This window comes from Oharaeibacter diazotrophicus, from assembly GCF_004362745.1.
Classification (GTDB): Bacteria; Pseudomonadota; Alphaproteobacteria; order Rhizobiales; family Pleomorphomonadaceae; genus Oharaeibacter; species Oharaeibacter diazotrophicus.
In genome coordinates this window covers 252,028-278,484 of record NZ_SNXY01000010.1, presented here as the reverse complement: position 1 = coordinate 278,484, position 26,457 = coordinate 252,028, and the positions used below count along the sequence as shown (strand labels likewise).

At 72.7% G+C, this 26,457-nt stretch carries 27 protein-coding genes; 15 read left to right on the top strand and 12 right to left on the bottom strand.

Annotation, left to right across the window (positions count from 1 at the left end; genetic code table 11):
- Position 1: 1 nt before the first annotated feature.
- The 3 genes from EDD54_RS18960 to EDD54_RS18950 all read right to left on the bottom strand — a co-directional run bounded on the left by EDD54_RS18960 (position 2) and on the right by EDD54_RS18950 (position 3,189).
- The gene (locus EDD54_RS18960) at positions 2-1,438 is read right to left on the bottom strand and encodes an amidase (protein ID WP_126539150.1); all 1,437 of its coding nucleotides are present in this window, start codon (positions 1,436-1,438) and stop codon (positions 2-4) included.
- Positions 1,439-1,493: 55 nt separating this feature from the next.
- A complete protein-coding gene (locus tag EDD54_RS18955) occupies positions 1,494-2,372 on the bottom strand; it encodes a prephenate dehydratase (protein ID WP_126539152.1) in 879 nt (292 codons plus the stop codon).
- A gap of 67 nt (positions 2,373-2,439) precedes the next feature.
- On the bottom strand, positions 2,440-3,189 hold the full coding sequence (locus EDD54_RS18950) for a 3-deoxy-manno-octulosonate cytidylyltransferase (protein ID WP_126539154.1): 750 nt from the start codon (positions 3,187-3,189) through the stop codon (positions 2,440-2,442).
- Positions 3,190-3,500: 311 nt separating this feature from the next.
- Here EDD54_RS18950 and EDD54_RS18945 point away from each other — a divergent pair, with 311 nt between their 5' ends.
- Positions 3,501-4,052: a c-type cytochrome gene (locus EDD54_RS18945; protein WP_126539156.1), complete on the top strand. Its 552-nt coding sequence runs from the start codon at positions 3,501-3,503 to the stop codon at positions 4,050-4,052.
- Positions 4,053-4,155: 103 nt separating this feature from the next.
- Here EDD54_RS18945 and EDD54_RS18940 read toward each other — a convergent pair whose 3' ends face one another.
- Positions 4,156-5,244: a quinone-dependent dihydroorotate dehydrogenase gene (locus tag EDD54_RS18940; RefSeq protein WP_126539158.1), complete on the bottom strand. Its 1,089-nt coding sequence runs from the start codon at positions 5,242-5,244 to the stop codon at positions 4,156-4,158.
- Positions 5,241-5,597: a DUF952 domain-containing protein gene (locus tag EDD54_RS18935; protein WP_126539161.1), complete on the bottom strand. Its 357-nt coding sequence runs from the start codon at positions 5,595-5,597 to the stop codon at positions 5,241-5,243. The genes EDD54_RS18940 and EDD54_RS18935 overlap by 4 nt, the downstream gene beginning before the upstream one ends.
- A gap of 129 nt (positions 5,598-5,726) precedes the next feature.
- Between EDD54_RS18935 and EDD54_RS18930 the strand changes: the two genes are divergently transcribed.
- The 11 genes from EDD54_RS18930 (at position 5,727) to glgB (ending at position 18,030) form a co-directional block, all read left to right on the top strand.
- Positions 5,727-6,314, top strand: a complete 588-nt coding sequence (locus tag EDD54_RS18930; protein WP_126539163.1) for a helix-turn-helix domain-containing protein — start codon at positions 5,727-5,729, stop codon at positions 6,312-6,314.
- The gene (locus EDD54_RS18925; protein WP_126539165.1) at positions 6,311-7,042 is read left to right on the top strand and encodes a thermonuclease family protein; all 732 of its coding nucleotides are present in this window, start codon (positions 6,311-6,313) and stop codon (positions 7,040-7,042) included. The genes EDD54_RS18930 and EDD54_RS18925 overlap by 4 nt, the downstream gene beginning before the upstream one ends.
- Before the next feature lie 74 nt (positions 7,043-7,116).
- Positions 7,117-7,530, top strand: coding sequence for a tellurite resistance TerB family protein (locus EDD54_RS18920; protein WP_126539167.1), 414 nt, complete (start codon positions 7,117-7,119; stop codon positions 7,528-7,530).
- Complete coding sequence (locus tag EDD54_RS18915; RefSeq protein ID WP_126539169.1) at positions 7,527-8,438, top strand: class I SAM-dependent DNA methyltransferase; 912 nt, start codon at positions 7,527-7,529, stop codon at positions 8,436-8,438. Before EDD54_RS18920 ends, EDD54_RS18915 begins: the two co-directional genes overlap by 4 nt.
- Positions 8,439-8,496: 58 nt before the next feature.
- Complete coding sequence (locus EDD54_RS18910; protein ID WP_126539171.1) at positions 8,497-9,441, top strand: LysR family transcriptional regulator; 945 nt, start codon at positions 8,497-8,499, stop codon at positions 9,439-9,441.
- A gap of 147 nt (positions 9,442-9,588) precedes the next feature.
- Positions 9,589-10,761 carry an ABC transporter substrate-binding protein gene (locus EDD54_RS18905; protein WP_126539173.1) on the top strand — a complete coding sequence of 391 codons (1,173 nt, stop codon included), beginning with the start codon at positions 9,589-9,591 and terminating at the stop codon, positions 10,759-10,761.
- A gap of 519 nt (positions 10,762-11,280) precedes the next feature.
- The gene (locus EDD54_RS18900; RefSeq protein ID WP_126539175.1) at positions 11,281-12,282 is read left to right on the top strand and encodes an ABC transporter ATP-binding protein; all 1,002 of its coding nucleotides are present in this window, start codon (positions 11,281-11,283) and stop codon (positions 12,280-12,282) included.
- 5 nt (positions 12,283-12,287) lie between these two features.
- Positions 12,288-13,229 carry an ABC transporter permease gene (locus EDD54_RS18895; protein WP_126539177.1) on the top strand — a complete coding sequence of 314 codons (942 nt, stop codon included), beginning with the start codon at positions 12,288-12,290 and terminating at the stop codon, positions 13,227-13,229.
- Between the two features lie 60 nt (positions 13,230-13,289).
- Complete coding sequence (locus EDD54_RS18890; protein ID WP_126539179.1) at positions 13,290-14,093, top strand: ABC transporter permease; 804 nt, start codon at positions 13,290-13,292, stop codon at positions 14,091-14,093.
- 38 nt (positions 14,094-14,131) lie between these two features.
- Positions 14,132-15,571 (top strand): gamma-aminobutyraldehyde dehydrogenase, encoded by a 1,440-nt coding sequence (locus EDD54_RS18885; RefSeq protein WP_126539181.1) that lies wholly within the window; start codon positions 14,132-14,134, stop codon positions 15,569-15,571.
- A gap of 176 nt (positions 15,572-15,747) precedes the next feature.
- Positions 15,748-18,030, top strand: coding sequence for a 1,4-alpha-glucan branching protein GlgB (gene glgB, locus EDD54_RS18880; RefSeq protein WP_126539183.1), 2,283 nt, complete (start codon positions 15,748-15,750; stop codon positions 18,028-18,030).
- A gap of 28 nt (positions 18,031-18,058) precedes the next feature.
- Here glgB and EDD54_RS18875 read toward each other — a convergent pair whose 3' ends face one another.
- The 6 genes from EDD54_RS18875 to def all read right to left on the bottom strand — a co-directional run bounded on the left by EDD54_RS18875 (position 18,059) and on the right by def (position 21,952).
- On the bottom strand, positions 18,059-18,511 hold the full coding sequence (locus EDD54_RS18875; protein ID WP_126539185.1) for a nuclear transport factor 2 family protein: 453 nt from the start codon (positions 18,509-18,511) through the stop codon (positions 18,059-18,061).
- A gap of 422 nt (positions 18,512-18,933) precedes the next feature.
- Positions 18,934-19,680, bottom strand: a complete 747-nt coding sequence (truA, locus tag EDD54_RS18870; RefSeq protein ID WP_126539187.1) for a tRNA pseudouridine(38-40) synthase TruA — start codon at positions 19,678-19,680, stop codon at positions 18,934-18,936.
- A gap of 5 nt (positions 19,681-19,685) precedes the next feature.
- A complete protein-coding gene (fmt, locus tag EDD54_RS18865) occupies positions 19,686-20,630 on the bottom strand; it encodes a methionyl-tRNA formyltransferase (RefSeq protein ID WP_126539189.1) in 945 nt (314 codons plus the stop codon).
- Between the two features lie 42 nt (positions 20,631-20,672).
- Complete coding sequence (locus EDD54_RS18860; RefSeq protein WP_126539191.1) at positions 20,673-21,089, bottom strand: type II toxin-antitoxin system VapC family toxin; 417 nt, start codon at positions 21,087-21,089, stop codon at positions 20,673-20,675.
- Positions 21,086-21,370 (bottom strand): FitA-like ribbon-helix-helix domain-containing protein, encoded by a 285-nt coding sequence (locus EDD54_RS18855; RefSeq protein WP_208112233.1) that lies wholly within the window; start codon positions 21,368-21,370, stop codon positions 21,086-21,088. The genes EDD54_RS18860 and EDD54_RS18855 overlap by 4 nt, the downstream gene beginning before the upstream one ends.
- A gap of 63 nt (positions 21,371-21,433) precedes the next feature.
- Positions 21,434-21,952, bottom strand: a complete 519-nt coding sequence (gene def, locus EDD54_RS18850) for a peptide deformylase (RefSeq protein ID WP_126539194.1) — start codon at positions 21,950-21,952, stop codon at positions 21,434-21,436.
- A gap of 150 nt (positions 21,953-22,102) precedes the next feature.
- Between def and EDD54_RS18845 the strand changes: the two genes are divergently transcribed.
- Both EDD54_RS18845 and EDD54_RS18840 read left to right on the top strand, forming a co-directional pair.
- Positions 22,103-23,254: a DNA recombination protein RmuC gene (locus EDD54_RS18845; RefSeq protein ID WP_126539196.1), complete on the top strand. Its 1,152-nt coding sequence runs from the start codon at positions 22,103-22,105 to the stop codon at positions 23,252-23,254.
- 58 nt (positions 23,255-23,312) lie between these two features.
- Positions 23,313-24,254 carry a 2-hydroxyacid dehydrogenase gene (locus tag EDD54_RS18840; protein ID WP_126539198.1) on the top strand — a complete coding sequence of 314 codons (942 nt, stop codon included), beginning with the start codon at positions 23,313-23,315 and terminating at the stop codon, positions 24,252-24,254.
- Between the two features lie 79 nt (positions 24,255-24,333).
- Here EDD54_RS18840 and wrbA read toward each other — a convergent pair whose 3' ends face one another.
- Positions 24,334-24,933 (bottom strand): NAD(P)H:quinone oxidoreductase, encoded by a 600-nt coding sequence (wrbA, locus tag EDD54_RS18835; RefSeq protein WP_126539200.1) that lies wholly within the window; start codon positions 24,931-24,933, stop codon positions 24,334-24,336.
- A 348-nt stretch (positions 24,934-25,281) separates the two neighbouring features.
- On the opposite strand from wrbA, the gene EDD54_RS18830 reads away from it, so the two are divergent.
- On the top strand, positions 25,282-26,334 hold the full coding sequence (locus tag EDD54_RS18830; protein ID WP_126539202.1) for a sugar phosphate isomerase/epimerase family protein: 1,053 nt from the start codon (positions 25,282-25,284) through the stop codon (positions 26,332-26,334).
- The last annotated feature ends 123 nt before the right edge of the window (positions 26,335-26,457 follow it).

The following is a 26,457-nucleotide window of genomic DNA, read 5'->3' as shown; positions in this document are numbered from 1 at the left end:
CTCAGTCCGGAATACCTGCCGGGCGGACCGCGAGCCAGGGCGTGCGCGCCTCGTAGGCGGCGGCGATCCGCAGCACCGTCCCGTCGGCGCGGGGCCGGCCGACGATCTGGATCCCGGCCGGCAGACCGGCGCGGCCGAAGCCGGCCGGCATGGCGGCGACCGGCAGGCCGGCGAGGCTCGGGCCGATCACCACCTCCATCCAGCGGTGGTAAGTGTCCATGGCGACGCCGTCGATCGCCGCGGGAAAGTGGAGGTCGGCGTCGAAGGGAAACACCTGCGCCGACGGCAGCACGAGCACGTCGACGTCGTCGTAGAGGGCGAGCAGCGCCCGGTACCAGTCGCTGCGCGCCACCGAGGCGGCGTGGACGTCGAGGGCCGAGAAGCGCGCCCCGCGCTCGACCTCCCACAGCAGTTCCGGCTTCATCAGCGCCCGGCGGGCCGGATCGGCGGCCGTGGCGGCATGTCCGCCGGCGACGGCGGCGCTGCGCAGCGTCGTCCAGCAGTCCCACAGGCGCTCGCGCGGGAAGTTCGACCGGACGTCCCGGACGACGGCGCCGGCGCGGGTGAACACGTCGAGGGCGTCGCGGCAAAGCGCGAGGATCCCGTCCTCGAAGGGCAGGTCGGCGGCGACGTCGGCGAGCCAGCCGACCCGGACGCCGGCGAGATCGGCCGGCGGCGCGGCGTCGAGGTCGGACGCCTCGTAGGAGAACGGCGCCAGCCGATCGCGGCCGGCCTGGACGCGGAGCAGCGCTGCGACGTCGGCGACCGAGCGGCCCATCGGCCCGACGGTCGCCAGCGTGTCGAGGAAGACGTCGCCGGCGGTGCCGCCGGACGGGACCAAGCCGAAGCTCGGGCGGAAGCCGACGACGTTGCAGAAGGCGCCGGGGTTGCGCAGCGAGCCCATCATGTCGCTGCCGTCGGCGACCGGCAGCAGCCGGGCGGCGAGCGCGGCCGCCGCGCCGCCGCTCGACCCGCCGGCGCTGCGCGAGAGATCGTGCGGGTTGCGCGTGACGCCGTATACGGGATTGAACGTGTGCGAGCCGAGGCCGAATTCCGGCGTGTTGGTCTTGCCGATCACGATCGCGCCGGCGGCGCGGATCCGCGCCACCTCGGGATCGTCCACGGCCGCGACGTCGCCGGCGTGGAGGGGCGAGCCGCAGGTGAAAGGCAGGCCGGCCGCGGCGGAGAGGTCCTTGATCGCGATCGGCACGCCGTGAAGCGCGCCGCGGGCACGGCCGGCCCGTCGCTCGGCGTCGGCGCGGTCGGCGGCGGCGCGGCAGAGGTCCGGATCGGCGCGGCCGACGATGGCATTGACGTGGCCGTCGACGCGCTCGATCCGGTCGAGCACCGCTTCCATCGCCTCGCGGCAGCTCAGCTGCCCCGCGTCGAAGGCGGTGGCCAGCGCCACCAGTCCGAGATCGGTCGCGTCGCCGGCCACGGCCCTGCCCTCCCCTTGGTGCCCGTCCGTTACGGTCGTGCCGCGGGTTCCCCCGTCACTCCCCCGGGCGCAGCCCCCTCTCGGCCTCGGGCTCGCGGATGGTCTCGCGGAACGGGCTCGCGGGGTAGGCGCCGAGGATGCGGACCTCGTGGCTGAAGAAGGCGAGTTCCTCGAGGGCGAAGCGCAGGGCGGTCTCGTCGGGGTGGCCCTCGACGTCGGCGTAGAACTGCGAGGCGAAGAACTGGCCGGCGAGCTGGTAGCTCTCCAGCTTGGTCATGTTGACTCCGTTGGTGGCGAAGCCGCCGAGCGCCTTGTAGAGCGCGGCCGGCATGTTGCGGACGCGGAACAGGAAGGTGGTGATGGTCGGCGTGCCGAGCGCCGGCGCCGGCGCCGGCTCGGGCGACAGGATGATGAAGCGCGTGGTGTTGTGCGCCTCGTCCTCGACGTCGTTCTTCAGGATGTCGAGGCCGTAGATCTCGGCGGCGAGGCGGGAGGCGAGCGCGCCGCGGGCGCGGTCGCCGCGCTCGGCGATCTCGCGGGCCGAACCGGCTGTGTCGGCGCCGATCACGGCGGTGAGGCCGAGGCCGCGCAGCGTCTTCCGACACTGGCCGAGCGCCTGGACGTGGCTCTGCACGACGCGGAGGTCCGACAGCGCGGCGCCCTTCAGGCCCATCAGTTGGTGGTGGATCGGCAGAAAGTGCTCGCCGACGATGTGGAGGTCGGCGCCGGGCAGCAGCGTGTGGATGTCGGCGACGCGGCCGGCGACCGAATTCTCGATCGGGATCATGCCGAGGTCGGCGGTGCCGGCGGCCAGCGCCGCGAAGCAGTCCTCGAAGGTCGGGCAGGGCACCGGCTCGCAGTCGGGGTAGACCTCGAGGGCGGCGAGATGGGAGTTGGCTCCCGGCTCGCCCTGGAACACGACCTTCTTCTTCATGACCGATCCGCGCGACGCCGCTGCTGGGGAAGAGACGGCGCCTCTCTAGCAGGCGCCGCCGCCGCCGTCACTTGCGCGCGCCGAGAATCTCGCGGGCGCGTTCGAGGTCGTGGGCGGTGTCGACGCCGAGCGGCACGTCGTCGACCAGCGCGACGTCGATCCTGAGGCCGGCCTCGAGCAGGCGCAGTTGCTCGAGCTTCTCGCGCAGCTCGAGGGTCGAGGGCGGCAGCGTCACGAAGCGCTCCAGCACCGGCCGGCGGTAGGCGTAGAGGCCGATGTGGTGGAAGAGCGGCCCGGGGCCGTGCGGGGCGGTGGCGCGCGTGAAGTAGAGCGCGCGCAGGCGCCCGTCCGCTGTGGGCGAGCCGACCACCTTGACCACGTTGGGATCGGTCTTCTCGGCCTCGACCGCGATCTCCACCGCCAGCGTCGCGACGTCGACCGCCGGGTCGGCGAGCGGGGCGAAGCAGGCGCGGATCGCCGCCGGCGCGATCGTCGGCAGGTCGCCCTGGACGTTGACGATCACGCCGTGGCGGCCGTCTGGGTCGACGGCGCGGACCGCCTCCATGACGCGGTCGGACCCGCTCGGGTGGTCGGGCCGGGTCAGCACGGCGCGGCCGCCGGCGGCGTGGACGGCGTCGGCGATCGCGGGCACGTCGCAGGCGACCACGACGTCGCCGATCGCGGCCTCGACGGCGCGGCGCCAGACGTGGACGATCATCGGCTCGCCGGCGATGTCGGCCAGCGGCTTGTCCGGCAGCCGGGTCGAGCCCATCCGGGCCGGAATCACCACGAGGGCGGCGCCCTTTCCTTCGTTCATCGTCTCGTTCCAACGGCCCGGTTGCCGGCGCTGCCGGCGTGATGCAGAAACCGGTGCGACGCACCGGCCACGTCCATGGCGACGACGCCGGAGGCACCCCCCGCGGGGCGGCTCCGGCGCGGCGCGAAACGGCCTTACCCGAGACCGTTCGCAACCGCATCATACGTATGGACACGTCGGGCGGAAAGTTTGTAGGGTCCGGCGGAATTTTCGGGGTCGTGCACGCCCGCTCGGGCGCGTCCGGCCTTTCCGTCGGAGCCGCCACCTCGTCCGGTGCCCGCCTCCCGCGCCGGTGTCGTCTGGAGCCGTGAATGTCCCTTGAACTGAACAAGATCGCGGGCGCCCTTCTGGGAACGCTGACCTTCGCCTTCGGCGTCGGGTTCATCTCCGAACTGATCTTCGAGCAGGAATCGCCGGAGAAGCCGGGCTTCGAGGTCGCGGTCGCCGAGGGCGGCGCGGCCGAGGGCGCCGGTGCCGCCGCGCCGGCCGAAGCGGTCGAGTCGATCGCGGTCCGCCTCGCCAAGGCCGACCCGGCCAAGGGCGAGACCGTCGCCAAGGCCTGCGCCGGCTGCCATTCCTTCGACAACTCGGGCGCCAACAAGGTCGGCCCGGGCCTGTGGAACGTGGTCAACCGCGTGCCGGGCAGCCACGAAGGCTTCCAGTACTCGCCGGCCATGGTCGAGTTCGGCAAGGCCAACGTCTGGGACTACGACCACCTCGACCACTTCCTGGCGCAGCCGAAGGCGCTGGTGGCGGGTACGAAGATGGGCTTCGCCGGCATCAAGAAGCCGGACGACCGCGCCGCGGTGATCGCCTACCTGCGCTCGCTGTCCGATTCGCCGGCCGCGCTGCCGGCGCCGTGACGACCGGCCGGGGCAGGCCCCGGCCGTCTCCGCGCACGAACCCGCTCGCGAGGGCGCCGCATCCGGCCGGATGCGGCGCCCTCGCCGTTTCGGGGATCGGCGGTCACGCCGGAATCGGACGGTCGGCCCAGCGGTCGAGGTCGAGGTCGCGCAGCGCCGCCGGCGACGGCAGGCCGTCGCGGTCGAGCGCGGCGGAGAGGCCGGCGAGCACGTCGGCCGCGTAGGCCGGCCCGGCATAGATGAAGCCGGTGTAGCCCTGGACGAGGTCGGCGCCGGCACGGATCTTCGCCACCGCGTCCGCGCCGTCGGCGATCCCGCCGACGCCGACGATCGGCAGCGCCCGGCCGACGCGCCGGCGCATCTTGGCGAGCACCACGGTCGAGCGCTCGAACAGCGGCCGGCCCGAGAGGCCGCCGGCCTCGCCCGCGACCGGGCCGGAAACCCCGACCCGCGACAGCGTGGTGTTGGAGACGATCAGCCCGTCGACGCCGCGCGCGAGCGACACGTCGGCGACGTCGTCGAGGCCGGCCTCGGTCAGGTCGGGAGCGATCTTGAGCAGCACCGGCACCCGGCGTCCCACCGCCGCGACCATGTCGTCGCGGGCGGCGAGCGCGCGGGCGAGCAGTTCGTCGAGGGCGTCGCGGGCCTGCAGGTCGCGCAGACCCGGCGTGTTCGGCGACGACACGTTGACGGTGAAATAGGAGGCCACCGCGGCGAAGGCGCGGATGCCGGCGACGTAGTCGGCCGGGCGGTCCGTGCTGTCCTTGTTGGCGCCGACGTTGACGCCGACGACGCCGCCGCGGCCGCGACGGGCCTCGAGGCGGGCGAGCGCGGCGGCGTGGCCGTCGTTGTTGAAGCCGAGCCGGTTGATCACGGCGCCGGCCTCCGGCAGCCGGAAGATGCGCGGGCGCGGGTTGCCCGGCTGCGGGCGCGGCGTCAGCGTGCCGACCTCGACGAAGCCGAAGCCGAGGGCGAGCAACCCGTCGGGCGCCACCGCGTTCTTGTCGAAGCCGGCGGCCATGCCGAGCGGGTTCGGCAGCACGAGGTCGCCGAGGCGGGCGGCGAGCCGCGGGTCCGGCGGCAGGCGGCGGGCGCGGACGAGGCCGGCGGAGAGGCCGCGGATGGCGAGGCCGTGGGCGGTCTCCGGGTCGAGCCGGCGCAGGAGCGCGGCGCCGATGGCGTCGAGGCTCACGCCGGATCCTCCAGCGGCGGGAAGGCGTGGCGGCCGTCGGCGCCGAGCGGCAGCGGGCGCACCGAGAGCACGGCGTCGAGCGGCAGGTCGCCGTAGAGATGGGGGAACAGCGCGCCGCCGCGCGAGGGCTCCCAGCGCAGGCCGTCGCCGAGCCGGGCGGTGTCGACCGCGACCAGCAGCAGGTCGTCGAGCCCGGCGTAGTGTCGGTTTGCGGTCTCGACGACTTGGGTAGTAGAAGAGAAGTGGATGAAGCCGTCGGCGTGGTCGACGGGCGATCCGCGGAAGATCCCGGTGTGCTCGGCCTCCGCCCACAGGGCGCGGGGGGCGATCTTGTAGACGACGCGGTCCTGCATGGAGCCGTTGCTTCCCGTTCGGTCGGCCGGACGGCCGGGCCCTCGGGAAAACGAGTAATCGCCGTCTCCACCGGAGACAAGTTCCAACGTCCGCACGGGGCGGACGACGATCGACGGGACGCGGGGACGATGCTGTCGCACAGCGGGATCTGGGACGTGATCGACCGCCTGGCCGAGCGCCACGGCCTGACCGCCTCGGGACTGGCGCGGCGGGCCGGGCTCGACGCCACCGCCTTCAACCCCTCGAAGCGCATCGGCGGCGACGGCCGGCCGCGCTGGCCCTCGACCGAATCGCTCGCCAAGGTGATGGAGGCGACCGGCACCAGCGTCGCCGACCTCGCCCGCCTCGTCGCCGACGAGCCGCTCGGCGCGCTCGAGGTCAAGGGCGCCGCCCCCGCCGGATTCGCCCCGGCCGGCTTCGCGGAGGACGGCGTGCAGCCGCCGCTCGCCGACGTCGCCGACGCCCACGTGGTCACCGTCGCCGGGCCGCCGCTCGCCCCGCTCTACCGGCCGGGCGACCGGCTGGTGGTGTCGGCCTCGGCGCCGATCGGGCGCGGCAACCGCGTGCTCTACACCGACGAGACCGGCGCCACCGCCGTCGCCGAGGTCGAGGCCTGGGGCGACACCGTGGCGCTGCGCGGCCCCGACGGGGCGACGCGCCGGCTGCCGCGGTCGGCGGTCGTGTTCGCCGCGCGCATCCTCTGGGTCAGTCAATGAGGCGGGGCCGGCGCAAGCTGTCCTTCGCGGCGCGTTGGGCGATGCCGCTGCTGGTCGGTCCCGCGATCGTCGGCGGGGCGATGGCGTGGATGTACGCCGCCGCGCCGCCACCGGGGTCGGGCAACTGGGCCGCCGACGCCGCACTGCGGCTGCCGAAGGGCGCCGCGACGGCCCCGGCCGCCGCGCCCGGCGCCCCCGGCCGCGTCGTCGACCTCGGCAACGTGCCGCCGCCGGGCGAGCGACCGGCCGCCGAACCCTCCGGGATGGACGGCCCGCTGCGGCCGAGCGCCGACGAGGGCGTCCGGCCGGAAAAGCCCGAGACGGTGTTCGCCCGCGTCATCGTCGTCGACGGCGGCAGCTTCCGCGCCGTCCGCGACAAGAAGCCCCTGGTCGTGCGCGTCGCCGGCGTCGCGCCGGTGCCGTTCACGCAGACCTGCACCGGCACCGACGGCCAGCTGTGGAAATGCGGCGCCAAGGCCCGCGCCGAACTGGCGCGGCTGATCGGCGGCCGCTCGGTCGCCTGCGTCGACGTCGTCGAACTCGAGCCGGACCGGGTGATCGCGACCTGCCGGGTCGGCACCCGGGATATCGCCGGCTGGCTGGTCGAGCAGGGCTGGGCCGATCCGTCCGATCCCGCCGATCCGGTGCTCGGCCCCGCCGCCGAGCGCGCCCGCGCGGCCGGCAAGGGCCGCTACGGCTCCGCGCCGGTCGGGGTGATCGCGGGCTGAAGCCGCCTCCCGCTTGCCCTTCCGCGCGGCGCCCCCTACATCGGGCGCGACGCTCCCCGGGGGAATTCCACGCCATGGCCGACAGTCTTTCCGTCCACGAAGCCCTGATCTGGGTGATGGTCACCACCTCGGCCTCCGACCACGCCATGTCGGCGCGCGAACTCGACCTGATCGGCGGCATCGTCGCCGGCCTGCCGGCCTTCGAGGGCTTTTCCGGTCCGGTCGGTCCGATCGCCGACGCCTGCGTCGCCCACCTCGCCGACACCGACGGGCTCGACGCCATCCTCGACCGCGTCGCCGCGGCGCTGACGCCGGCGCTGCGCGAGACCGCCTACGCCCTCGCCGTCGAGGTCGCGGCGATCGACGGCATGGCGCGGCAGAACGAACTCGCCTTCCTCGAGATGATCGCCGACCGCTTCGACCTTCAGAAGCTCACCGTCGGCGCCATCGAGTTCTCCGCCCGCGTGCGCTACCGCCGCGCGTCGTGACCGCGCGCTCGTCCGGCGACCTCGTCGCCGACCGCCGCTACGAATGGGCGCGCGGCTACGCCGCCGCGGGCGACCACGCCGCCGCCGCCGACCTCTACGCCCAGGCGCTCGAGGCGGCCCCGGACTGGCTGCCCGCCCTGGTCGGCCTCGGCGAGGCCCGCGCCGCCGCCGGCGAGGCGGATGCCGCCGCGGCGGCGTTTCGGCGCGCGCTCGCGCTCGACCCCGCCGACGTCCACGGCGCCGGCCTGAAGCTCGCCGCCCTCGGCGCCGCCGCCGCGCCCGCCGCCCCGCCCGCGGCCTACGTCCGCGGCCTGTTCGACGGCTACGCCGACCGCTTCGACCGCGCCCTCGTCGAGGACCTCGGCTACCGCACGCCATGGCGGCTCGGCGCCCTCCTCGCCGCCGTCCGGCCGGACGCGCGGTTCGCGCGCGTGCTCGACCTCGGCTGCGGCACCGGCCTGACGGGCGCCGTGCTGCGGCCGGCCGCCGACCGGCTCGAGGGCGTCGACCTCTCGCCGGCCATGGTCGCCAAGGCGCGCGACAAGGGCGACTACGACGCCCTCGCGGTCGGCGACGTCGTCGACCATCTCGCCGCCGCGGAGCGGAGCTTCGACCTCGTCGTCGCCGCGGACGTCTTCGTCTACCTCGGCGCGCTCGATCCGGTATTCGCGGCGGTGGCCGCGCGCACCCTGCCCGGTGCCCTGTTCGCCTTCTCGGTCGAGGCGGCGGAGGACCCGGACACCGCCTTCCTGCTGCGCGATTCGCTGCGCTACGCCCACGGCGGCCGCGCCGTCGCGGCCGGTCTCGCCGCCGCGGGGTTCCGCGTCGCAGCCGCCGAGGACGGTCCCCTCCGGCTCGACCGCGGCGTCCCGGTCGAGGGGCGGATCGTCGTCGCCGAACGGGTCTGATCCGCGGGCGGCCGCCTCCCCCGTTGCCGATACCGGGAAATTCGGCTCGACTGCCGCCATGGCCTTCAAGCTCCGCCAGTTGCAGTATTTCATCGCCGTCGCCGACACCGGCTCGATCTCCGGGGCGGCGCAGCTGCTGTCGATCTCGCAGTCGACCGTGACCGAATCGGTCAAGGAGCTCGAGGCCGACCTCGGCTTCGAGCTGGTCGAGCGTCACGGCCGCGGCGTCAGCCTGACCCACAAGGGCCAGATGTTCCTGCGCCACGCCCACCGTATCCTGGAGACGGTGGCCGACGCCCGCCGCTCGCTGGCCGAGGACGGCGGGCCGTCCGCCGCCGGCGAGCTCCACGTAGGCGTGACCTCGCTGGTGGCCGGCTACGTCTTCTCCGACCTCCTCGCCCGCTACCGTCGCGCCAACCCGGGCGTCACCGTCTCGGCGGTAGAGGACAACCGCGACTATCTCCAGCACCTGCTCATCAACGGTGAACTCGACGTCGCCGTGATGGTGGTGCCCGACCGCGCCGCCGACGCCGCGCTGCAGATCGAGCTGCTCGGCGAGGAGCCTTACCAGGTCTGGCTGCCGCTCGGCCATCCGCTCGCCCGACAGGCCGAGGTGACGCTGGCCGAGGCGGCGCGCGAGGCGCACATCGTGCTGACCGTCGACGAGATCGAGGAGACCACCCGCGCCTTCTGGACCGAGCACGGCTTCCGCCCGCGCACCGCCTTCCGCACCCGCTCGGTCGAGGCGGTGCGCAGCCTCGTCGCCACCGGGGCCGGCATCACCATCCTGCCGGCGCTGGTCTACCGGCCGTGGTCGCTGGAAGGCGACCGCATCGAGGCGCGGCCCGCCTCCGAGCCGCTGCCGACGGTCAAGGTCGGGATCGCCTGGCGCAAGGGGGCGCGGCTGGCGCGGATCGCCCAGGATTTCGTCGACATCGGCCGCTCGCGCCGCCTGGAGCGGATCCGGCCCGACCTATCGGGAAAACCGAAAGGTTCATTCTGATTTATGTTATGGCGAACGCTCCACGCGTTTGGAATCCTCGCCTCACCGGCAGCGCGGCCGTCGCCAGAACGAAGATCCGAGGGGATCGGCCGCCGCGCGCGCCCTCCGCCGTGCCGTCGGCGCGGCGACTTGCCAAGGGAGACATCGATGCGGAGCTTCAAGCGTCTTGCCGCCGGAACCGCCACCCTGTCGCTCGTGATCGGCCAGGCCGCCACGCTGGCGCAGGCGACCGAGCTGCCGACCGCGGTCGGCCCCGGCGAGGGCGAGGTCGCCATCGTCACGTGGGCCGGCTACATCGAGCGCGGTGAGAGCGACAAGGCCTACGACTGGGTCACCGACTTCGAGAAGGAGACCGGCTGCAAGGTCACCGTGAAGACCGCCGGCACCTCCGACGAGATGGTGTCGCTGATGAACCAGGGCGGCTTCGACCTCGTCACCGCCTCCGGCGACGCCTCGCTGCGCCTGATCGCCGGCAAGACGGTGCAGCCGGTCAACGTCGACCTGATCCCGTCGTGGTCGAAGGTCGACGACCGCCTGAAGGACGCGCCCTGGCACACGGTGGACGGCGTCCACTACGGCACGCCCTACCAGTGGGGTCCGAACGTGCTGATGTACAACACCGACGTCTTCAAGGAGGCGCCGAAGAGCTGGAGCGTGGTGTTCGAGGAGCAGACGCTGCCGGACGGCAAGTCCAACAAGGGCCGCGTCCAGGCCTACGACGGCCCGATCTACGTGGCCGACGCCGCGCTCTACCTCAAGACCCACAAGCCCGAACTCGGCATCCAGGACCCCTACGAGCTCAACGCCGACCAGTACGCCGCCGTGCTCGATCTGCTGCGGTCGCAGAACAAGATCATCCACCGCTACTGGCACGACGCCTACGTCCAGATCGACGACTTCACCAACGAGGGCGTGGTCGCCTCCTCGTCCTGGCCGTTCCAGGTCAACAGCCTGAAGGCGTCGTCGAAGCCGATCGCCTCGGTGGTGCCCGAGGAGGGCGCGACCGGCTGGGCCGACACCACCATGATGCACGTCTCCGCGCCGCATCCGAACTGCGCCTACAAGTGGATGGAGCACTCGCTGTCGGCCAAGGTCCAGGGCGACGTCTCCGCGTGGTTCGGCTCGGTGCCGGCGGTGCCGGAAGCGTGCAAGGGCAACGCGCTCCTGGGCGACGAGGGCTGCAAGATCAACGGCTTCGAGAACTTCGAGAAGATCGCGTTCTGGAAGACGCCGGTGAAGGCCTGCAAGAGCCAGCCGTCGGGCTGCGTGCCCTACTCCAAGTGGGTCAGCGACTACATCGCGGTGATCGGCGGCCGCTGAGGCCGGATCGGGCGTCGGCGCGAGGCCGTCCGGCGGCGGAGCGCGGGGCTCCCCCCTCTCCCTGTCCCTCCTCCTCCAGGGGGGAGGGGACGCAGGTGGATCGGGGGAGCCTGGATCGTTCGGCGGCGGCGCGGCGGAAAGGTCGCCACCCCTCTGCCCGTCCCTCCCCCACAAGGGCGAGGGGACGCAGGTGGGGAGGGTGAGGCCGGGTGATCCGGTCGTGATGCGGTGGATGCCGCGCGCCCCCTCTCCCTGTCCCTCCCCCTCCAGGGGGGGAGGGGACGATGATGTCGACGTCTCGCGAAACTTCGACGGTCGCAGGTCAGCGCGATAGAGCGTCCCGGCGCCACCGCCGGATCCGGACCTGCCGTACTGCTCCACCGCGTCCCCTCCCCCCTTGAGGGGGAGGGACAGGGAGAGGGGGCCGCCGCCGCGACGCTCACCATCGAAGCCCGACAGCCGACGCCCTACTGCCCACTGCCTACTGCCTCCCTCCCCCCTCCCCCCACGGACCCCCACATGACCTCCGCCGTCCGATTCCGCAGCGTCTCCAGGCATTTCGGCGCCGTGCGCGCCGTCGACGCCGTCGATCTCGAGATCGCGCCCGGGGAGTTCTTCGCCATGCTCGGCCCGTCCGGGTCCGGCAAGACCACCTGCCTGCGCCTGATCGCCGGCTTCGAGCAGCCGACGTCGGGGGCGATCGAGATCTTCGGCGAGCACGTCGAGGGCGTGCCGCCCTATCGACGCGCGGTCAACACGGTGTTCCAGGACTACGCGCTGTTCCCGCACATGTCGGTGGTCGACAACGTCGCCTACGGCCCGATGATCCGCGGCGTCGACCGCCGGACGCGGCGGGCGCGGGCCGAGGAGATGCTTGCGCTGGTCAAGCTCGCGGGCTTCGGCGAGCGTAAGCCGGCGCAGCTCTCGGGCGGCCAGCGCCAACGCGTCGCGCTCGCCCGCGCGCTCGTCAACGAGCCGAAGGTGCTGCTGCTCGACGAGCCGCTCGGCGCGCTCGACCTCAAGCTGCGCGGCGAGATGCAGGGCGAACTCAAGGCGCTGCAGCACCGGCTCGGCATCACCTTCGTCTTCGTCACCCACGACCAGACCGAGGCGCTCGCCATGGCCGACCGGGTCGCGGTGTTCGCCGACGGCCGGATCGTCCAGGTCGGCCCACCCGAGGAGATCTACGAGCGGCCGCGCACGCGCTTCGTCGCCGACTTCGTCGGCGGCGCGAACGTGCTGGAGGCGCCGTTCGCGGCGGCGCTCGGCCTGCCGGCGGCGCCGCACGCGCTGCGCGGCGAGAAGATCCGCCTCGCGGCCCACGCGATCGGCGCGCGGGACGGCGTCGCCGCCACCGTGCTCGACGCCGAGTACCACGGCGCGGCGCGGCGCTACGACGTCATGGTCGCCGGCGGCGGCCGGCTGGTCGTGTCCGTCCCGGCGGCCGAAACCGCCTTCGCGCCCGGCGACGCCGTCCGCGTCGTCGTGCCGGCCGGCGCCGCGACGCCGCTGGAGGGTTGAGGCCGATGTCCGCCCTCCCCGCCCCCGCCGCGCCGACTTCGCTGCGCGGCCGGCTGTCGGACCTCGTCGTCCGCCGGCCGCGCCTGCTCGCCGGCCTGCTGCTCGCCCCGCCGCTGATCTGGCTCGGCCTCGTCTACGTCGGCTCGCTGGTGGCGCTCCTGGTGCAGTCGTTCTGGACGCTCGACGACTTCACCGGCGCCGTGGTGCCGGACTTCTCGTTCGCGGCCTACGCCGAACTGCTGCAGCCGGCCAACCGCGACATCGTCCTGCGCACGGTGGCGATGGCGGCGGCGGTGACGCTCGCCTGCGGTGCGATCGCCTTCCCGATCGCCTACTACGCCGCCCGCCACGCCCGCGGCCGCACCAAGGCGGCGTTCTACCTGCTGGTGATGCTGCCGCTGTGGTCGAGCTATCTCGTGCGCGTCTACGCCTGGAAGCTGATCCTCGCCAAGGAGGGCGTCGTCACCTGGTTCGCCGAGCGCACCGGCACCACCGCCCTGATCGACGGTCTCCTGGCGATCCCCGGCATCGGCGGCCCGTCGCTGTCGGTCAGCTACGTCGGCACCTTCCTGGTCTTCGTCTATCTCTGGCTGCCCTACATGATCCTGCCGCTGCAGGCGTCGCTGGAGCGGGTGCCGAAGTCCTTCGTCGAGGCGTCCGGCGACCTCGGCGCCCGGCCCGGCCAGACCTTCCGGCACGTGATCCTGCCGCTCGCCCTGCCCGGCGTCGCCGCCGGCTCGATCTTCACCTTCTCGCTGACGCTCGGCGACTACATCGCGCCGCAGATCGTCGGCCCGTCCGCCTATTTCCTCGGTCAGGTCGTCTACGTCCAGCAGGGCACCGCCGGCAACATCCCGCTCGCCGCCGCCTTCTCGGTGGTCCCGATCGTCATCATGGGCGTCTACCTCACGGTCGCCCGGCGGATGGGGGCCTTCGATGCGCTGTGACCGCTCCGAGCGAGGCGCGTGCGCCGTCCCGCCCCTCCCCCGCGCCCGAGGAGGCCGGCCATGACCGAACGCGCTCCGCTCGCCCTCCGGCTCGCCGCCGGCGCCGGGCTCGCCTTCCTGCACCTGCCGCTCGCCTTCATCGTGCTCTACGCCTTCTCCTCGGAGGAGAAGAGCTACCAGTTCCCGCCACCGTCCTACACGACGCGCTGGTTCGAGGTGGTGTGGCAGCGCCAGGACATCTGGGACGCCATCGCGCTGTCGGTCCGGGTCGGGCTGATCGCGACGGCGCTGGCGCTGGTGCTCGGCACGCTCGCCGCCGGCGCGCTCGCCCGCACGCGCTTTTTCGGCCGCGAGGCGGTGTCGCTGCTGATCGTGCTGCCGATCGCGCTGCCGGGCATCGTCACCGGCATCGCGCTGCGCGCCGCCTTCGGCGTCGCCGAGATCCCGTTCAGCTTCTGGACCATCGTGCTCGGCCACGCCACCTTCTGCATCGTGGTGGTGCACAACAACGCCGTGGCGCGGCTCCGGCGCACCTCGCCGTCGCTGATCGAGGCCTCGATGGACCTCGGCGCCGACGCCTTCCAGACCTTCCGCCACGTGGTGCTGCCGAATCTCGCCACCGCCCTGCTCGCCGGCGGCATGCTCGCCTTCGCGCTGTCCTTCGACGAGGTGATCGTCACCACCTTCACCGCGGGCCAGCAGACCACGCTGCCGATCTGGATGCTGACCGAACTGATCCGGCCGCGGCAGCGGCCGGTCACCAACGTGGTCGCCATCTTCGTGATGGCGGTCACCTTCCTGCCGATCCTGGCCGCCTACTGGCTCACCCGCGACACCGCCGACGTCGCCGGCGCCGGCAAGTAGCCCCGAAGCCCTTGGAAGAAGACCCGGGAGGTTCCCCCATGACCACCATCGCCGACACGAAGATGCTGATCGGTGGCGACTTCGTCGCCGGCAGCGAGGACGCCGAGACGGTGCTGGCGCCGAAGACCGGCGCCGTCGTCCTCGACCTGCCCGAGGCCTCGACCGCCCACGTCGACGCCGCCGTCGCCGCCGCCGAGAAGGCCTTCGCGACGTGGTCGCGGACGACGCCGGGCGAGCGCTCCGGCTACCTGCTGCGCCTCGCCCAGGCGATCGAGGACGACGCCGAGAGCTTCGCCGCGATCGAGAGCCTCAACTGCGGCAAGCCCTATCCGGCCGTGCTGCGCGACGAGATCCCCGGCGTCGTCGACGTGCTGCGCTTCTTCGCCGGCGCCTGCCGCACCCTGCACGCCTCGGCCGCGGGCGAATACCTCGCCGGCCACACCTCGATGATCCGGCGCGACCCGATCGGCGTCGTCGCCTCGATCGCGCCGTGGAACTACCCGCTGATGATGGCGGCGTGGAAGATCGGCCCGGCGCTCGCCGGCGGCAACACGGTGGTGCTGAAGCCGTCCGAGCAGACCCCGCTGTCGACGCTGAAGCTCGCCCGCGTCGCAGCCGACATCCTGCCCGAGGGCGTGCTCAACGTGGTGGTCGGGCGCGGCGGCAGCGTCGGCAACGCGCTGATCAACCATCCCAAGGTCGCGATGGTCTCGCTCACCGGCGACGTCGCCACCGGCAAGAAGGTGCTCGCCGCCGCCGCCGGCACGGTCAAGCGCACCCATCTCGAACTCGGCGGCAAGGCGCCGGTGATCGTGCTCGACGACGCCGACATCGACGCCGTCGTCGAGGGCGTCAGGACCTTCGGCTACTATAACGCCGGGCAGGACTGCACCGCCGCCTGCCGCGTCTACGCCGGCGACAAGGTCTACGACCGGCTGGTCGCGGACCTCACCTCCGCGGTCTCGACGATCGCCTTCGGCAACGCCGACGACGCCGACAACGAGATCGGGCCGCTGATCTCCAAGCGCCAGCGCGACCGCGTCGCCAGCTTCGTCGAGCGCGCCGGCGAGCAGGACCACATCGAGATCACCACCGGCGGCCGGCCCGGCGAGGGCGGCGGTTTCTTCTACCAGCCGACCGTGGTCGCCGGCGCGCTGCAGAGCGACGAGATCGTCCGCCGCGAGGTGTTCGGCCCGGTGGTGTCGGTGACGCGCTTCTCCGACGTCGACGAGGCGGTCGGCTGGGCCAACGACAGCGACTACGGCCTCGCCTCCTCGGTGTGGACGCGCGACGTCGGCAAGGCGATGAACATCGCCTCGCGGCTGCAATACGGCTGCACCTGGATCAACACCCACTTCATGCTGGTCAGCGAGATGCCGCACGGCGGCCTGAAGGCGTCCGGCTACGGCAAGGACATGAGCCAGTACGCGCTCGAGGACTACACCGTGGTGCGCCACGTCATGGTGAAGTTCGCCTGATCCGGAACCGGCGCCGCGGCGCCGGTGTTGCCATCCCGGGCGGGGGCGTCGGCCGCGAGGTCGGCGCCCCCGCCGCGTTTTCCGGGGGCGGCGCGCCGGCCGCGCGGCGAAGTGCTTGCCCCGTCTCGCGAATGGCGTAGGCTCCGGAAAAAACCAACTGTCCCGGGAGGAACCCCATGGCGAAGTTCGACGCGCGCGCCGGTCTCGATTCCGGTGCGATCCGCGCCATCGCCGACGGCCGTCACGGCGATCCCTTCGCCGTGCTCGGGCCGCATCCGGGCCCGGGCGGGGCCAGCGTGGTCCGCGCCTTCCTGCCGGGCGCCCTGACGGCGACGGTGGTCGGACCCGACGGCGCGGTGCTCGCCGCCATGGTCCCCGTCGAGGACGGCCTGTTCGCCGCCGCCCTGCCCGGCCCGGCGCCGTGGCCCTATCGGCTGCGCGTCGAATGGCCCGGCGGCGTCCACGAGGCCGAGGACCCCTACCAGTTCCAGGCCCTGCTCGGCGAGGTGGACGTCCACCTGATCGCCGAGGGCCGGCATCTCCAGCTCGCCGACGCGCTCGGGGCGCAGGCGACGACGATCGGCGGCGTTTCCGGCGTGCGCTTCGCGGTATGGGCGCCGAACGCGCGGCGGGTCTCGGTGGTCGGCGGCTTCAACGGCTGGGACGGCCGGCGCCATCCGATGCGCCTGCGCAAGGAAGCCGGCCTCTGGGAGATCTTCGTGCCCGGCCTCGGGCCCGGCGAGCCCTACAAGTTCGAGCTGATCGGCGCCAACGGCGCGCTGCTGCCGCAGAAGGCCGACCCGGTCGGCCGCGCCTTCGAGGCGCCGCCGCGCACCGCCGCGCTGGTCGCCGATCCCGTGCCCTTCGCCTGGAGCGACGACGACTGGATGGCGAGCCGGGCGGCGCGCCAGAGCCCGACCGCGCCCCTGACGATCTACGAGCTCCACCCCGGCTCCTGGCGCCGGCCGGACGGCGGCGAGGTCTCCTGGGCCTTCCTCGCCGACGAGCTGGTGCCATATCTGACGCACATGGGCTTCACCCACGTCGAGCTGCTGCCGGTGATGGAGCACCCGTTCGGCGGCTCGTGGGGCTACCAGCCGCTCGGCCTGTTCGCCCCGACCGCGCGCTACGGCACGCCGGCCGACTTCGCCGCCTTCGTCGACCGCTGCCACCGCGCGGGAATCGGTGTGCTGCTCGACTGGGTGCCGGCGCATTTCCCGACCGACGCCCACGGCCTCGCCCGCTTCGACGGCACCGCGCTCTACGAGCACGAGGACCCGCGCGAGGGCTTCCACCAGGACTGGAACACGCTGATCTACAACTTCGGCCGCAACGAGGTGATCGGCTTCCTGGTCGCCTCGGCGCTGGAGTGGATCCGGCGCTTCCACATCGACGGCCTCCGGGTCGACGCCGTCGCCTCGATGCTCTACCGCGACTACAGCCGCAAGGACGGCGAGTGGATCCCGAACCGCTACGGCGGCCGCGAGAATCTGGAAGCGGTCGCCTTCCTGAAGCACCTCAACGGCATCGTCCGCCACGAGGCGCCGGGCGCGCTGATGATCGCCGAGGAATCCACCGCCTGGCCCGGCGTCACCGCGGCGCTGCCGGACGGCGGCCTCGGCTTCCATTTCAAGTGGAACATGGGCTGGATGCACGACACGCTCGACTACGTCTCACGCGATCCGGTCCACCGCACCCACCATCACGACGAGATGACCTTCGGCCTCGTCTACGCCTTCTCCGAGAAATTCGTGCTGCCGCTGAGCCACGACGAGGTGGTGCACGGCAAGCGCTCGCTGATCGGGCGGATGCCGGGCGACGAGTGGCAGCGCTTCGCCAACCTGCGCGCCTATTTCGCCTTCATGTGGACCCACCCCGGCAAGAAGCTCCTGTTCATGGGCGGCGAGATCGCCCAGGAGCGCGAGTGGAACCACGACGGCGCGCTCGACTTCCACCTGACCGATCGCCCGCTCCACGCCGGCGTCCAGCGCCTCGTGCGCGACCTCAACACGCTCTACCGCGCCGAACCGGCGCTGCACGCCCGCGACTGCGACGGCGAGGGCTTCCGCTGGATCGTCGGCGACGACCGCCGCAACGCGGTGTTCGCCTATCTCCGGATCGGCTACGCCGCCGACCCGACCTGCCTCGTCGTCTGCAACTTCACGCCGGTGCCGCGTACGGGCTACCGGATCGGCGTGCCGGCGGGCGGCGTCTGGGAAGAGGTGCTGAACAGCGACGCCGGCCTCTACGGCGGCGGCAACGTCGGCAACCAGGGCCGGATCGAGGCCGAGGACGTCCCGAGCCACGGCGAGGCGGGGTCGATCGTGGTGACGCTGCCGCCGCTCGCCGTCGTGGTGTTCCGCCACGCCGCCCCGCCGCCGGCGGCGTCGGCCGAGGCGCCCATCGGGGCTGTTGCGAAGGCGGCGAAGCCGAAACGGAAGGCCGCCCCGAAGGCGTGACGCCCGCGGAGCGGCCGGGCCGGCGCCGTCAGTTCGCCATCGGCGTGATCTCGTGGCGGGTGATCAGCCAGGTGCCGCCGTTGTCGGCGAACTCCATGGCGAAGGTGGCGCGGATCTCCTCGCCGCCGACCGCGATGGTCTTGACGCCGGACTTGACGACCTTGCCGCAGTCGGCGGTGACGGTGGTCTCGCCGAGGGTCACGCGCGGGGTGCCGTCGACGAAGTCGGTCCAGTAGTCGCGGATCGCGGTGCGCTCGGTCAGCGCCGCGTCGCGGTCGTGCGGCTTGAAGCTGTGGCCGTCGGCGTAGAAGGCGAGCACGAGGTCGGCGTTGTGGCCCGGCAGCGCCGCGGCCCACTTGTCGAACAGGCCCTTGGCCGCGGCCTGGTCGAGCTTGACGCAGCCGGTGTCGGCGAGCGCCGGCGTCGCGGCGAGGGCGAGCAGGGACGCAAGGGCGAGGGCGGTCTTCGTCTTCGCGATCATCGATTCCTCCGCTGGTCCGACCGGCGATCCTCCATCGCCGGCGAGACCTGGAGGTAAGTAGTCTCCCGTAGCCGCCGAAGAGCATCGCAACGTTAAATTTTCGTCAGGAACGCGGGTCGGGGCTCGGCGCTTGGGCGCACCCCGCCATGCCACGGGGCGATCGCGCGAAACCGCCATTCATCCCTCCCCTCCAGGGGAGGGTCCGAGCGAAGCGAGGGGGAGGGGTCGCCCTTTTTCCGTTCCAAGAACCCGTTTTGGCTGGGAACGAAGCTCCCTCGACCCGGACACGCGCCAGCCTACCGAAAAAGGGCGACCCCTTCCGGCCCTCCGGGCCACCTTCCCCTGAGGAGAAGGATGAATGCCGGGATCGAGCGGTTGCTCTGCGCCATTTCCCGCGGCGGGCCAAGTCTCCGAGAACGCCCTCACCCGTCCGCGTAGTCCACCCGCATCAGGCAGAGGCCGGTCGGCGGGGCGACGGGGCCGCAGGCGGCGCGGTCGCGGGCCTCGAGGGCGCGGCGGATGTCCTCCGGCTCCCAACTGCCGTCGCCGACCTTCTTCAGGCTGCCGACCATGGAGCGGACCTGGTTGTGCAGGAAGGAGCGGGCGGTGACGTCGCACCAGATCTCGCCGCCGACGCGCTCGATCGCGAAGCCGTCCAGGGTCTTCGACGGGCTCTTGGACTGGCAGTCGGTGGAGCGGAAGGTGGTGAAGTCGTGCTTGCCGAGGAGGAAGGCGGCGCCCTCCCGCATCCGCTCGACATCGAGTTGGCGCGGCACGTGCCAGACCTGGGTGCGCTCGATCGCCGGCGGCGCCCGCCGCGTGAAGATGCGGTAGCGGTAGGCGCGGCGGATCGCCGAGAAGCGCGCGTCGAAGTCCTCGCCGACCCGCCACGCCTCGACGATCGTCACCGCGTGCGGGCGCAGGTGGACGTTGCCGGCGTCGCGGATGGTGTCCGGCCGGATCTCGCGCGTCGTGTCGAAATGGGCGACCTGACCGAGCGCGTGCACGCCGGCGTCGGTGCGCCCGGCGCCGCGGATCGAGACCTTCTCGCCGACGAAGGCCTGCAGCGCATGCTCGAGCAGGTCCTGCACTGAACCACCGCCGGCTTGACTCTGCCAGCCGACGAGGCCGGTGCCGTCGTACTCGATCAGGAGCTTGTAGCGGGGCATGGCGCTCAGCCGAACAGCGCGCCGGCGGCGAGCCGCGCGCCGCGGGCGAAGTCGGCGAAGGCGAGCGGCTTGCCGCCGGCGCGCTGCAGCGTGACCAGCCGGACCGCGCCGGTGCCGCAGGCGACCGTGCCGGCCGCGTCGAGCACTGTTCCCGGCGCCGCCCCGGCCGCGTCGGCGCCGTCGGCGCGGGCGCTGCGGACGAGGCGGATGCGCTCGGGTCCCTTGCCGAGGTCGGCCTCGAACCACGCGCCCGGCGCCGGCGAGAGCCCGCGGACGTGGTCGTGCACCGCCGCGGCCGGGAGCGACCAGTCGACCCGCGTCTCGTCGTTGCGCAGCTTGCGGGCGTAGAGCGCACCCTCCTCCGGCTGCGGCCGGAAGGTCAGGCCGCCGCGCTCCAGCGCGCCGAGGGCGCGGATGATCAGGTCGGCGCCGAGCGGGGCGAGGCGGTCGTGCAGTTCGCCGGCGGTGGTGTCCGGGCCGATGGCGACGCGCTCGGCCATGGCGACCGGGCCGGTGTCGAGCCCCTCGTCCATGCGCATCACCATGACGCCGGTCTCGGCGTCGCCGGCCATGATCGCCCGGTTGATCGGCGCGGCGCCGCGCCAGCGCGGCAGCAGCGAGGCGTGGAGGTTGAGGCAGCCCTCGGCGGGGGCGTCGAGGATCGGCTTCGGCAGCAGGAGGCCGTAGGCGACGACCACCGCCACGTCGGCGTCCAGCGCCGCGAAGGCGTCCTGCTCGGCGGGATCGCGCAGGCTCTTCGGGGTGCGCACGGAAAGGCCGAAGCGGTCGGCGGCCTCGTGCACCGGCGAGCGCCGCTCCGCCATGCCGCGCCCCGCCGGCCGCGGCGGCTGGGCGTAGACCGCCGCGACCTCGTGGCCGTGGCCGACGATCTCGGAGAGGACGGGCACCGAGAAGTCCGGCGTGCCCATGAAGACGACCCTGAGCGACATCGGCGCCTCGCGACGGGGGTGGGATCGAGCGTGGCCGCCGTTTCAGCCGAAGGGATCGACGAGGTCAATGCCGAGCAGCGCGAAATCGCGCGTGTTGCGCGTCGCGAGCCGCAGACGACGGCGCAGGGCGATCGCGGCGATCATCGCGTCCGTCGCGCCGATCGGCTGCCCCGCCCGCTCGCGCAGCGCGCGGATCTCGCCGTAGACCGACGCGTCCGCGGCCTCGAAGGCGAGAATGCGCCCCGCGCACACCACGGTCTCCACCGCATCGACGGCCGCGAGCAGCGCGCTCCGCCGGCGCCCGGCGTCGAGGCGCAGGGCGCCGTGGCGAAGTTCGGCGAGGCTGATCGCCGTGGTGTGGAGCCCGGTGGGATCGAGCCCGTCGAGCCAGGCGATCACGCGCCGGTCGGGAGCGGGCCGCATCGGCTCGGACAGCACGTTGGTGTCGAGCAGGATCACCGCTCGTCGCCGAATGGCGGCGGCCGGTCGTCGGCGGCACCACGCTCAGTGGCCCAGGCCGTCTCGACCGCAGCGAAGTCCAAGGCAGTCAGGTCCGCCGCGGCGGCCAGCCCGGCGAGCCATGTCCCGACGCCCGTCGAGGACACCGGCTGCGCCGGCAGGACGGCATCGGCCAGGATCGCGTTGATCTCGGCGGACAGGCTGGTCCCGCGCTCGGCCGCACGACTCTTCAGGCGCGCCCGCACGTTCGGATCGACGTTGCGAATGAGAATGTCGGTCATGCCCGAACTCCTGATGATATCACCGATATCGCAGATGGAGTCGATCGACAACCCACCCCTCCCTCAAGCCCGCGTCTTCTCCCGCGCCAGCTTGGTGAACTTGCGCACCACGCGGTCGCGCTTGAGCTTGGAGATGTGGTCGATGAAGAGCACGCCGTCGAGGTGGTCGATCTCGTGCTGGAGGCAGGTGGCGAGCAGGCCGTCGGCGTCGACCTCGGCGGCCTCGCCGGCGAGCGTGGTGTAGCGCACCTTGACCTTGGCCGGCCGCTCGACCTCCTCGTAATAGTCGGGGATCGACAGGCAACCCTCCTCGTAGGTCGAGGTCTCCTCGGACGACCACAGCACCTCCGGGTTCACGAACACCTGCGGCTGCTTCTCCTCGCCCTCGCGGGAGAGGTCGATCGTCACCAGCCGGACCGGCTCGCCGATCTGGATCGCCGCGAGGCCGATGCCCGGCGCCTCGTACATCGTCGCCAGCATGTCGTCGGCGAGGCGGCGCACGCCGTCGTCGACCGTGACGAGCGGGGCGGAGACGAGGCGCAGCTGGGCGTCGGGCAGGATGACGAGCGGTCGGATGGCCATGGCGGTCCGTCGAGGCGAGGGTGATTTTCCCGTTCCTAACCCGCTTCGCCGCGGCTGTCACGATATCGTTCGCCAGCGCGGAAAACCGGGCTTCCTCGCATATGTTCGCTCTTTGTTTTTTCGACAAGGGGAATCAGCTAGTCTCCCGCCATGATCGACCGCTGGCTCGAAGACCTCCGCCGCCTCGTCGCGGCCGCCGACCCGCTCGCCCTCCTCGCCGGCGCGCTGCTTCTGGTCGCCCTGGCGTGGTGGGCGGCGCGCCGTCGCCCCGCCGCCGGCGCCGCGGTGTCGGCCCGGGTCGACGAACTGCTGCGCCTCAACGCCGAGACGACCGCGCGCCTCCAGACCATGGCGGAGATCCTCGGCGGCCGGCAGGCCGAGCTCGCCCGCAGCCTCGGCGAGCGCATCGACGGCCTCGGCCAGCGCGTCGGCGCCAACCTTGCGGCGGCGCAGCAGTCGTCCGGCGAGCAGCTCGAACGGCTCGCCGAGCGGCTGGCGGTGATCGACCGGGCCCAGAAGTCGCTCGGCGACCTCGCCGGCGAGGTGGTGTCGCTGCGCCGCATCCTCGGCGACAAGCAGCGCCGCGGCGCCTTCGGCCAGGGCCGGATGGAGGCGATCGTCGAGGACGGGCTGCCGGCCGGCGCCTTCACCTTCCAGGCGACGCTGTCGAACGGCAACCGGCCGGACTGCGTCGTCCACATGCCCGGCGAGGCGCCGCTGCTCGTCATCGACGCCAAGTTCCCGCTGGAGAGCTTCGAGCGGCTGCGCGCCGCCGACGGCACCGAGGCGCGCGAGGCGGCCGCCGGCCTCGCCCGTCGCGACCTCCTCCGCCACGTCGTCGACGTCCGCCAGCGCTATTTCGTGCCCGGCGAGACCCAGGACACCGCCCTGATCTTCGTGCCGTCGGAGTCCCTGTTCGCCGACATCCACGAGCATTTCGGCGACGTGGTCGAGCGGGCGGGCCGGGCGCGGGTGCTGTTCGTGTCGCCGTCGCTGCTGATGCTGTCGGTGCAGCTGACGCGCGCGGTGCTGCGCGACGCGCGGATGCGCGAGCAGGCGGCACTGATCCAGGCCGAGGTGCGCCACCTCGTCGACGACGTCGACCGGCTGCGCGAGCGCACGCTCAACCTCCAGAAGCACTTCGGGCAGGCGAGCCGCGACGTCGAGCAGATCCTGGTCTCCACCGACAAGATCGTCCGCCGCGGCGGCCGGATCGACGACGTCGCCTTCGACGAGGCCGGCGCGGGCGCGGCCGAGGACGGCGCCGCGCCGGCGACGGTCCGGGCCGCGGCCCGGTCTTGAGCCGGCGGCGGCGCCGTCGCATGGTGCCGGCCGGCTCGGACGGCAGAGGCATGCGACGATGACGGTTCTGGTGGCGGTGAAGGGCTGGGATCCCGGGCACTGGGTCGACGCGCTGCGCGCCCGCGCGCCCGGCCGCGACGTCGTGGTGGCGCCGGACGTGCCGGATCCCGCCGCGGTGCGCTACGCGCTGGTCTGGAAGCCCGAACCGGGCCGGCTCGCCGGCTATCCCAACCTCGAGGTGATCTTCTCGCTCGGCGCCGGCGTCGACCATCTCACCAGCGACCCGGCCCTGCCGGCGCTGCCGATCGTCCGCATCGTCGATCCCGACCTCACCATGCGGATGACCGAGTGGGTGGTCCTGCAGGTGCTGCTGCACCACCGCAAGCAGCGCCTCTACGACCGTCTCCAGGCCGAGCGGCGCTGGGCGCCGCAGGATCAGGTCTCGGCGCGCGGCCTGCGGGTCGGAATCATGGGGCTCGGCGTGCTCGGGCTCGACGCGGCGCGCGCACTCGCCGGGCTCGGCTTCCCGGTCGCCGGCTGGAGCCGGACGCCGAGGACGGTGCCGGGCCTCGAGACCTTCCACGGGCGGGACGGCCTGCCGGCCTTCCTCGCCCGTACAGACCTGCTGGTGGTGCTGCTGCCGCTGACCGCCGACACCCGCGGCCTGATCGACGCCGCACTGATCGACGGCCTCGCCAAGGACGGCCCGCTCGGCGGACCGGTGCTGGTCAACGCCGGCCGCGGCGGCCTGCAGGACGAGGCGGCGATCGACGCGGCGCTGCGCGACGGCCGGCTCGCCGCCGCGAGCCTCGACGTCTTCGCCGTCGAGCCGCTGCCGGAGGCGAGCCCGCTGTGGGGCGCGCCCAACCTCACCATCACCCCCCACGTCGCCGCCGAGAGCGACCCGGTGGCGCTGTCGGCCTACGTGATGGGGCAGATCGAGGCCTACGAACGCGGCGAGGGCCTCGCCAATCTCGTCGATCCCGGCCTCGGATACTGATCCGAGGCGAGGCCGGAACGAAGAAGCCCCCGCCCGGCGGTCCGGACGGGGGCTCGATGCGTGGTCCCGCTGAGCGCGATCAGCCGAACAGCTTGGCGGCGATGCCGGCGACGTGGGCGCCCTGGAACTTGGCACCCTCGAGCTCGACCTCGCTCGGCTGGCGCGAACCGTCGCCGTCCGAAATGGTCGAGGCGCCGTAGGGCGAGCCGCCCTTGACCTCGCCGACGCCCATCTGGCCGGCGAAGGCGTAGGGCAGGCCGACGATCACCATGCCGTGGTGCAGGAGCACCGTGTGGGTGGAGAGGATGGTCGACTCCTGGCCGCCGTGCTGGGTGGCGGTGGAGGTGAACACCGAGCCGACCTTGCCGACCAGGGCGCCCTTGGCCCAGAGGCCGCCGGTCTGGTCGAGGAAGTTCTTCATCTGGGAGGCCATGTTGCCGTAGCGCGTCGGCGTGCCGATCACGATGGCGTCGTAGTCGGCGAGCTCTTCCGGCTTGGCGACCGGCGCCGCCTGATCGAGCTTGTACCACGCCGCCTTGGCGACCTCGTCCGGAACCAGCTCCGGCACGCGCTTCACCGTGACCTCGGCGCCGGCGCCGCGGGCGCCCTCGGCGACGGCCTCGGCCATCTTCTCGACGTGACCCCAGCTCGAATAGTAGAGCACCAGTACCTTGGCCATCGCAGATCTCCTCGCGAGAATGGTGGCGGCCGGTCGACCCGGCGTCGCGCCGGCCGGCCGCCGTCGCCCCTCACATAGTCCCCTTCGCGCGCTCGCGCAGGGGCGTGAACAGGTCGTTCACCGATCCGGCGACAGTCCGGCGCCACCGATCACCGCCACACGACACGTTTCCCGCGCCCGACGGCCACGGCGACGCTTGTCTCCGGCGCCGGATTCTGCGACGTTCCTCTCAACAGGATCGGAATTGATGATGTGATCGCATCATCCAGCCGTCTCCGCCCCGCGGTGGGCGGTCGAAACGACGAGCGGCCCGGCAAGAGGCCGCGTCTCGGGAGGAGATCCAGACCGATGAGGACCATCAAGGGACCGGCCGTCTTCCTCGCCCAGTTCGCGGGCGACACGGCTCCGTTCGATTCGCTCGATTCCATCTGCGCCTGGGCGGCCTCGCTCGGCTTCGTCGGCGTCCAGGTCCCGACCTGGGACGGCCGGCTGTTCGACCTCGTACGCGCCTCCGAATCCAAGGACTATTGCGACGAGATCAAGGGCATCGCCACCCGTCACGGCGTCGCGATCACCGAACTCTCCACCCATCTTCAGGGCCAGCTCGTCGCCGTCCATCCCGCCTACGACGAGGCCTTCGACGGCTTCGCGGCACCGGCCGTGCGCGGCGATCCGAAGGCGCGCACCGCCTGGGCGATCGATCAGGTGAAACGGGCGGCGCAAGCCTCGCGCAACCTCGGCCTTTCCGCCTCGGTCAGCTTCTCCGGCGCGCTGGCGTGGCCCTTCGTCTATCCGTGGCCGCAGCGGCCGGCCGGTCTGGTCGAGACCGCCTTCGACGAGTTGGCGAAGCGCTGGCGGCCGATCCTCGACGTCTACGAGGAGAACGGCGTCGACCTCTGCTACGAGATCCACCCGGGCGAGGACCTCCACGACGGCGTCACCTTCGAGATGTTCCTGGAGCGCGTCGGCAACCACGCGCGCTGCAACATGCTCTACGATCCCAGCCACTACGTTCTGCAGGCGCTAGACTATCTCGACAACATCGACATCTACCACGAGCGCATCAAGATGTTCCACGTCAAGGACGCGGAACTGAACCCGACCGGGCGCCAGGGCGTCTACGGCGGCTACCAGTCGTGGGTGAACCGGGCCGGCCGGTTCCGCTCGCTCGGCGACGGGCAGGTGGACTTCGCCGCCGTGTTCTCCAAGTTGACCCAGTACGACTTCTCCGGCTGGGCCGTGCTCGAGTGGGAATGTGCGCTGAAGCATCCGGAGGACGGCGCGGCCGAGGGCGCGGCCTTCATCAAGGACCACATCATCCGCGTCACGGAGAAGGCCTTCGACGACTTCGCCGGGGCGGGGACCGACGAGGCGGCGAACCGCCGGATGCTGGGGATCTGAGAGGGCGCCGCCTCCTACCCTCCCCTCGTGGTGGTGAGGCGCAGCCGAACGCCGATGAGGCAGGCGACTCCGAGGCAGGTAAGTCAGCGGCCGAAGGCCGACGGGGTGGGGCGGCGCCGAAGT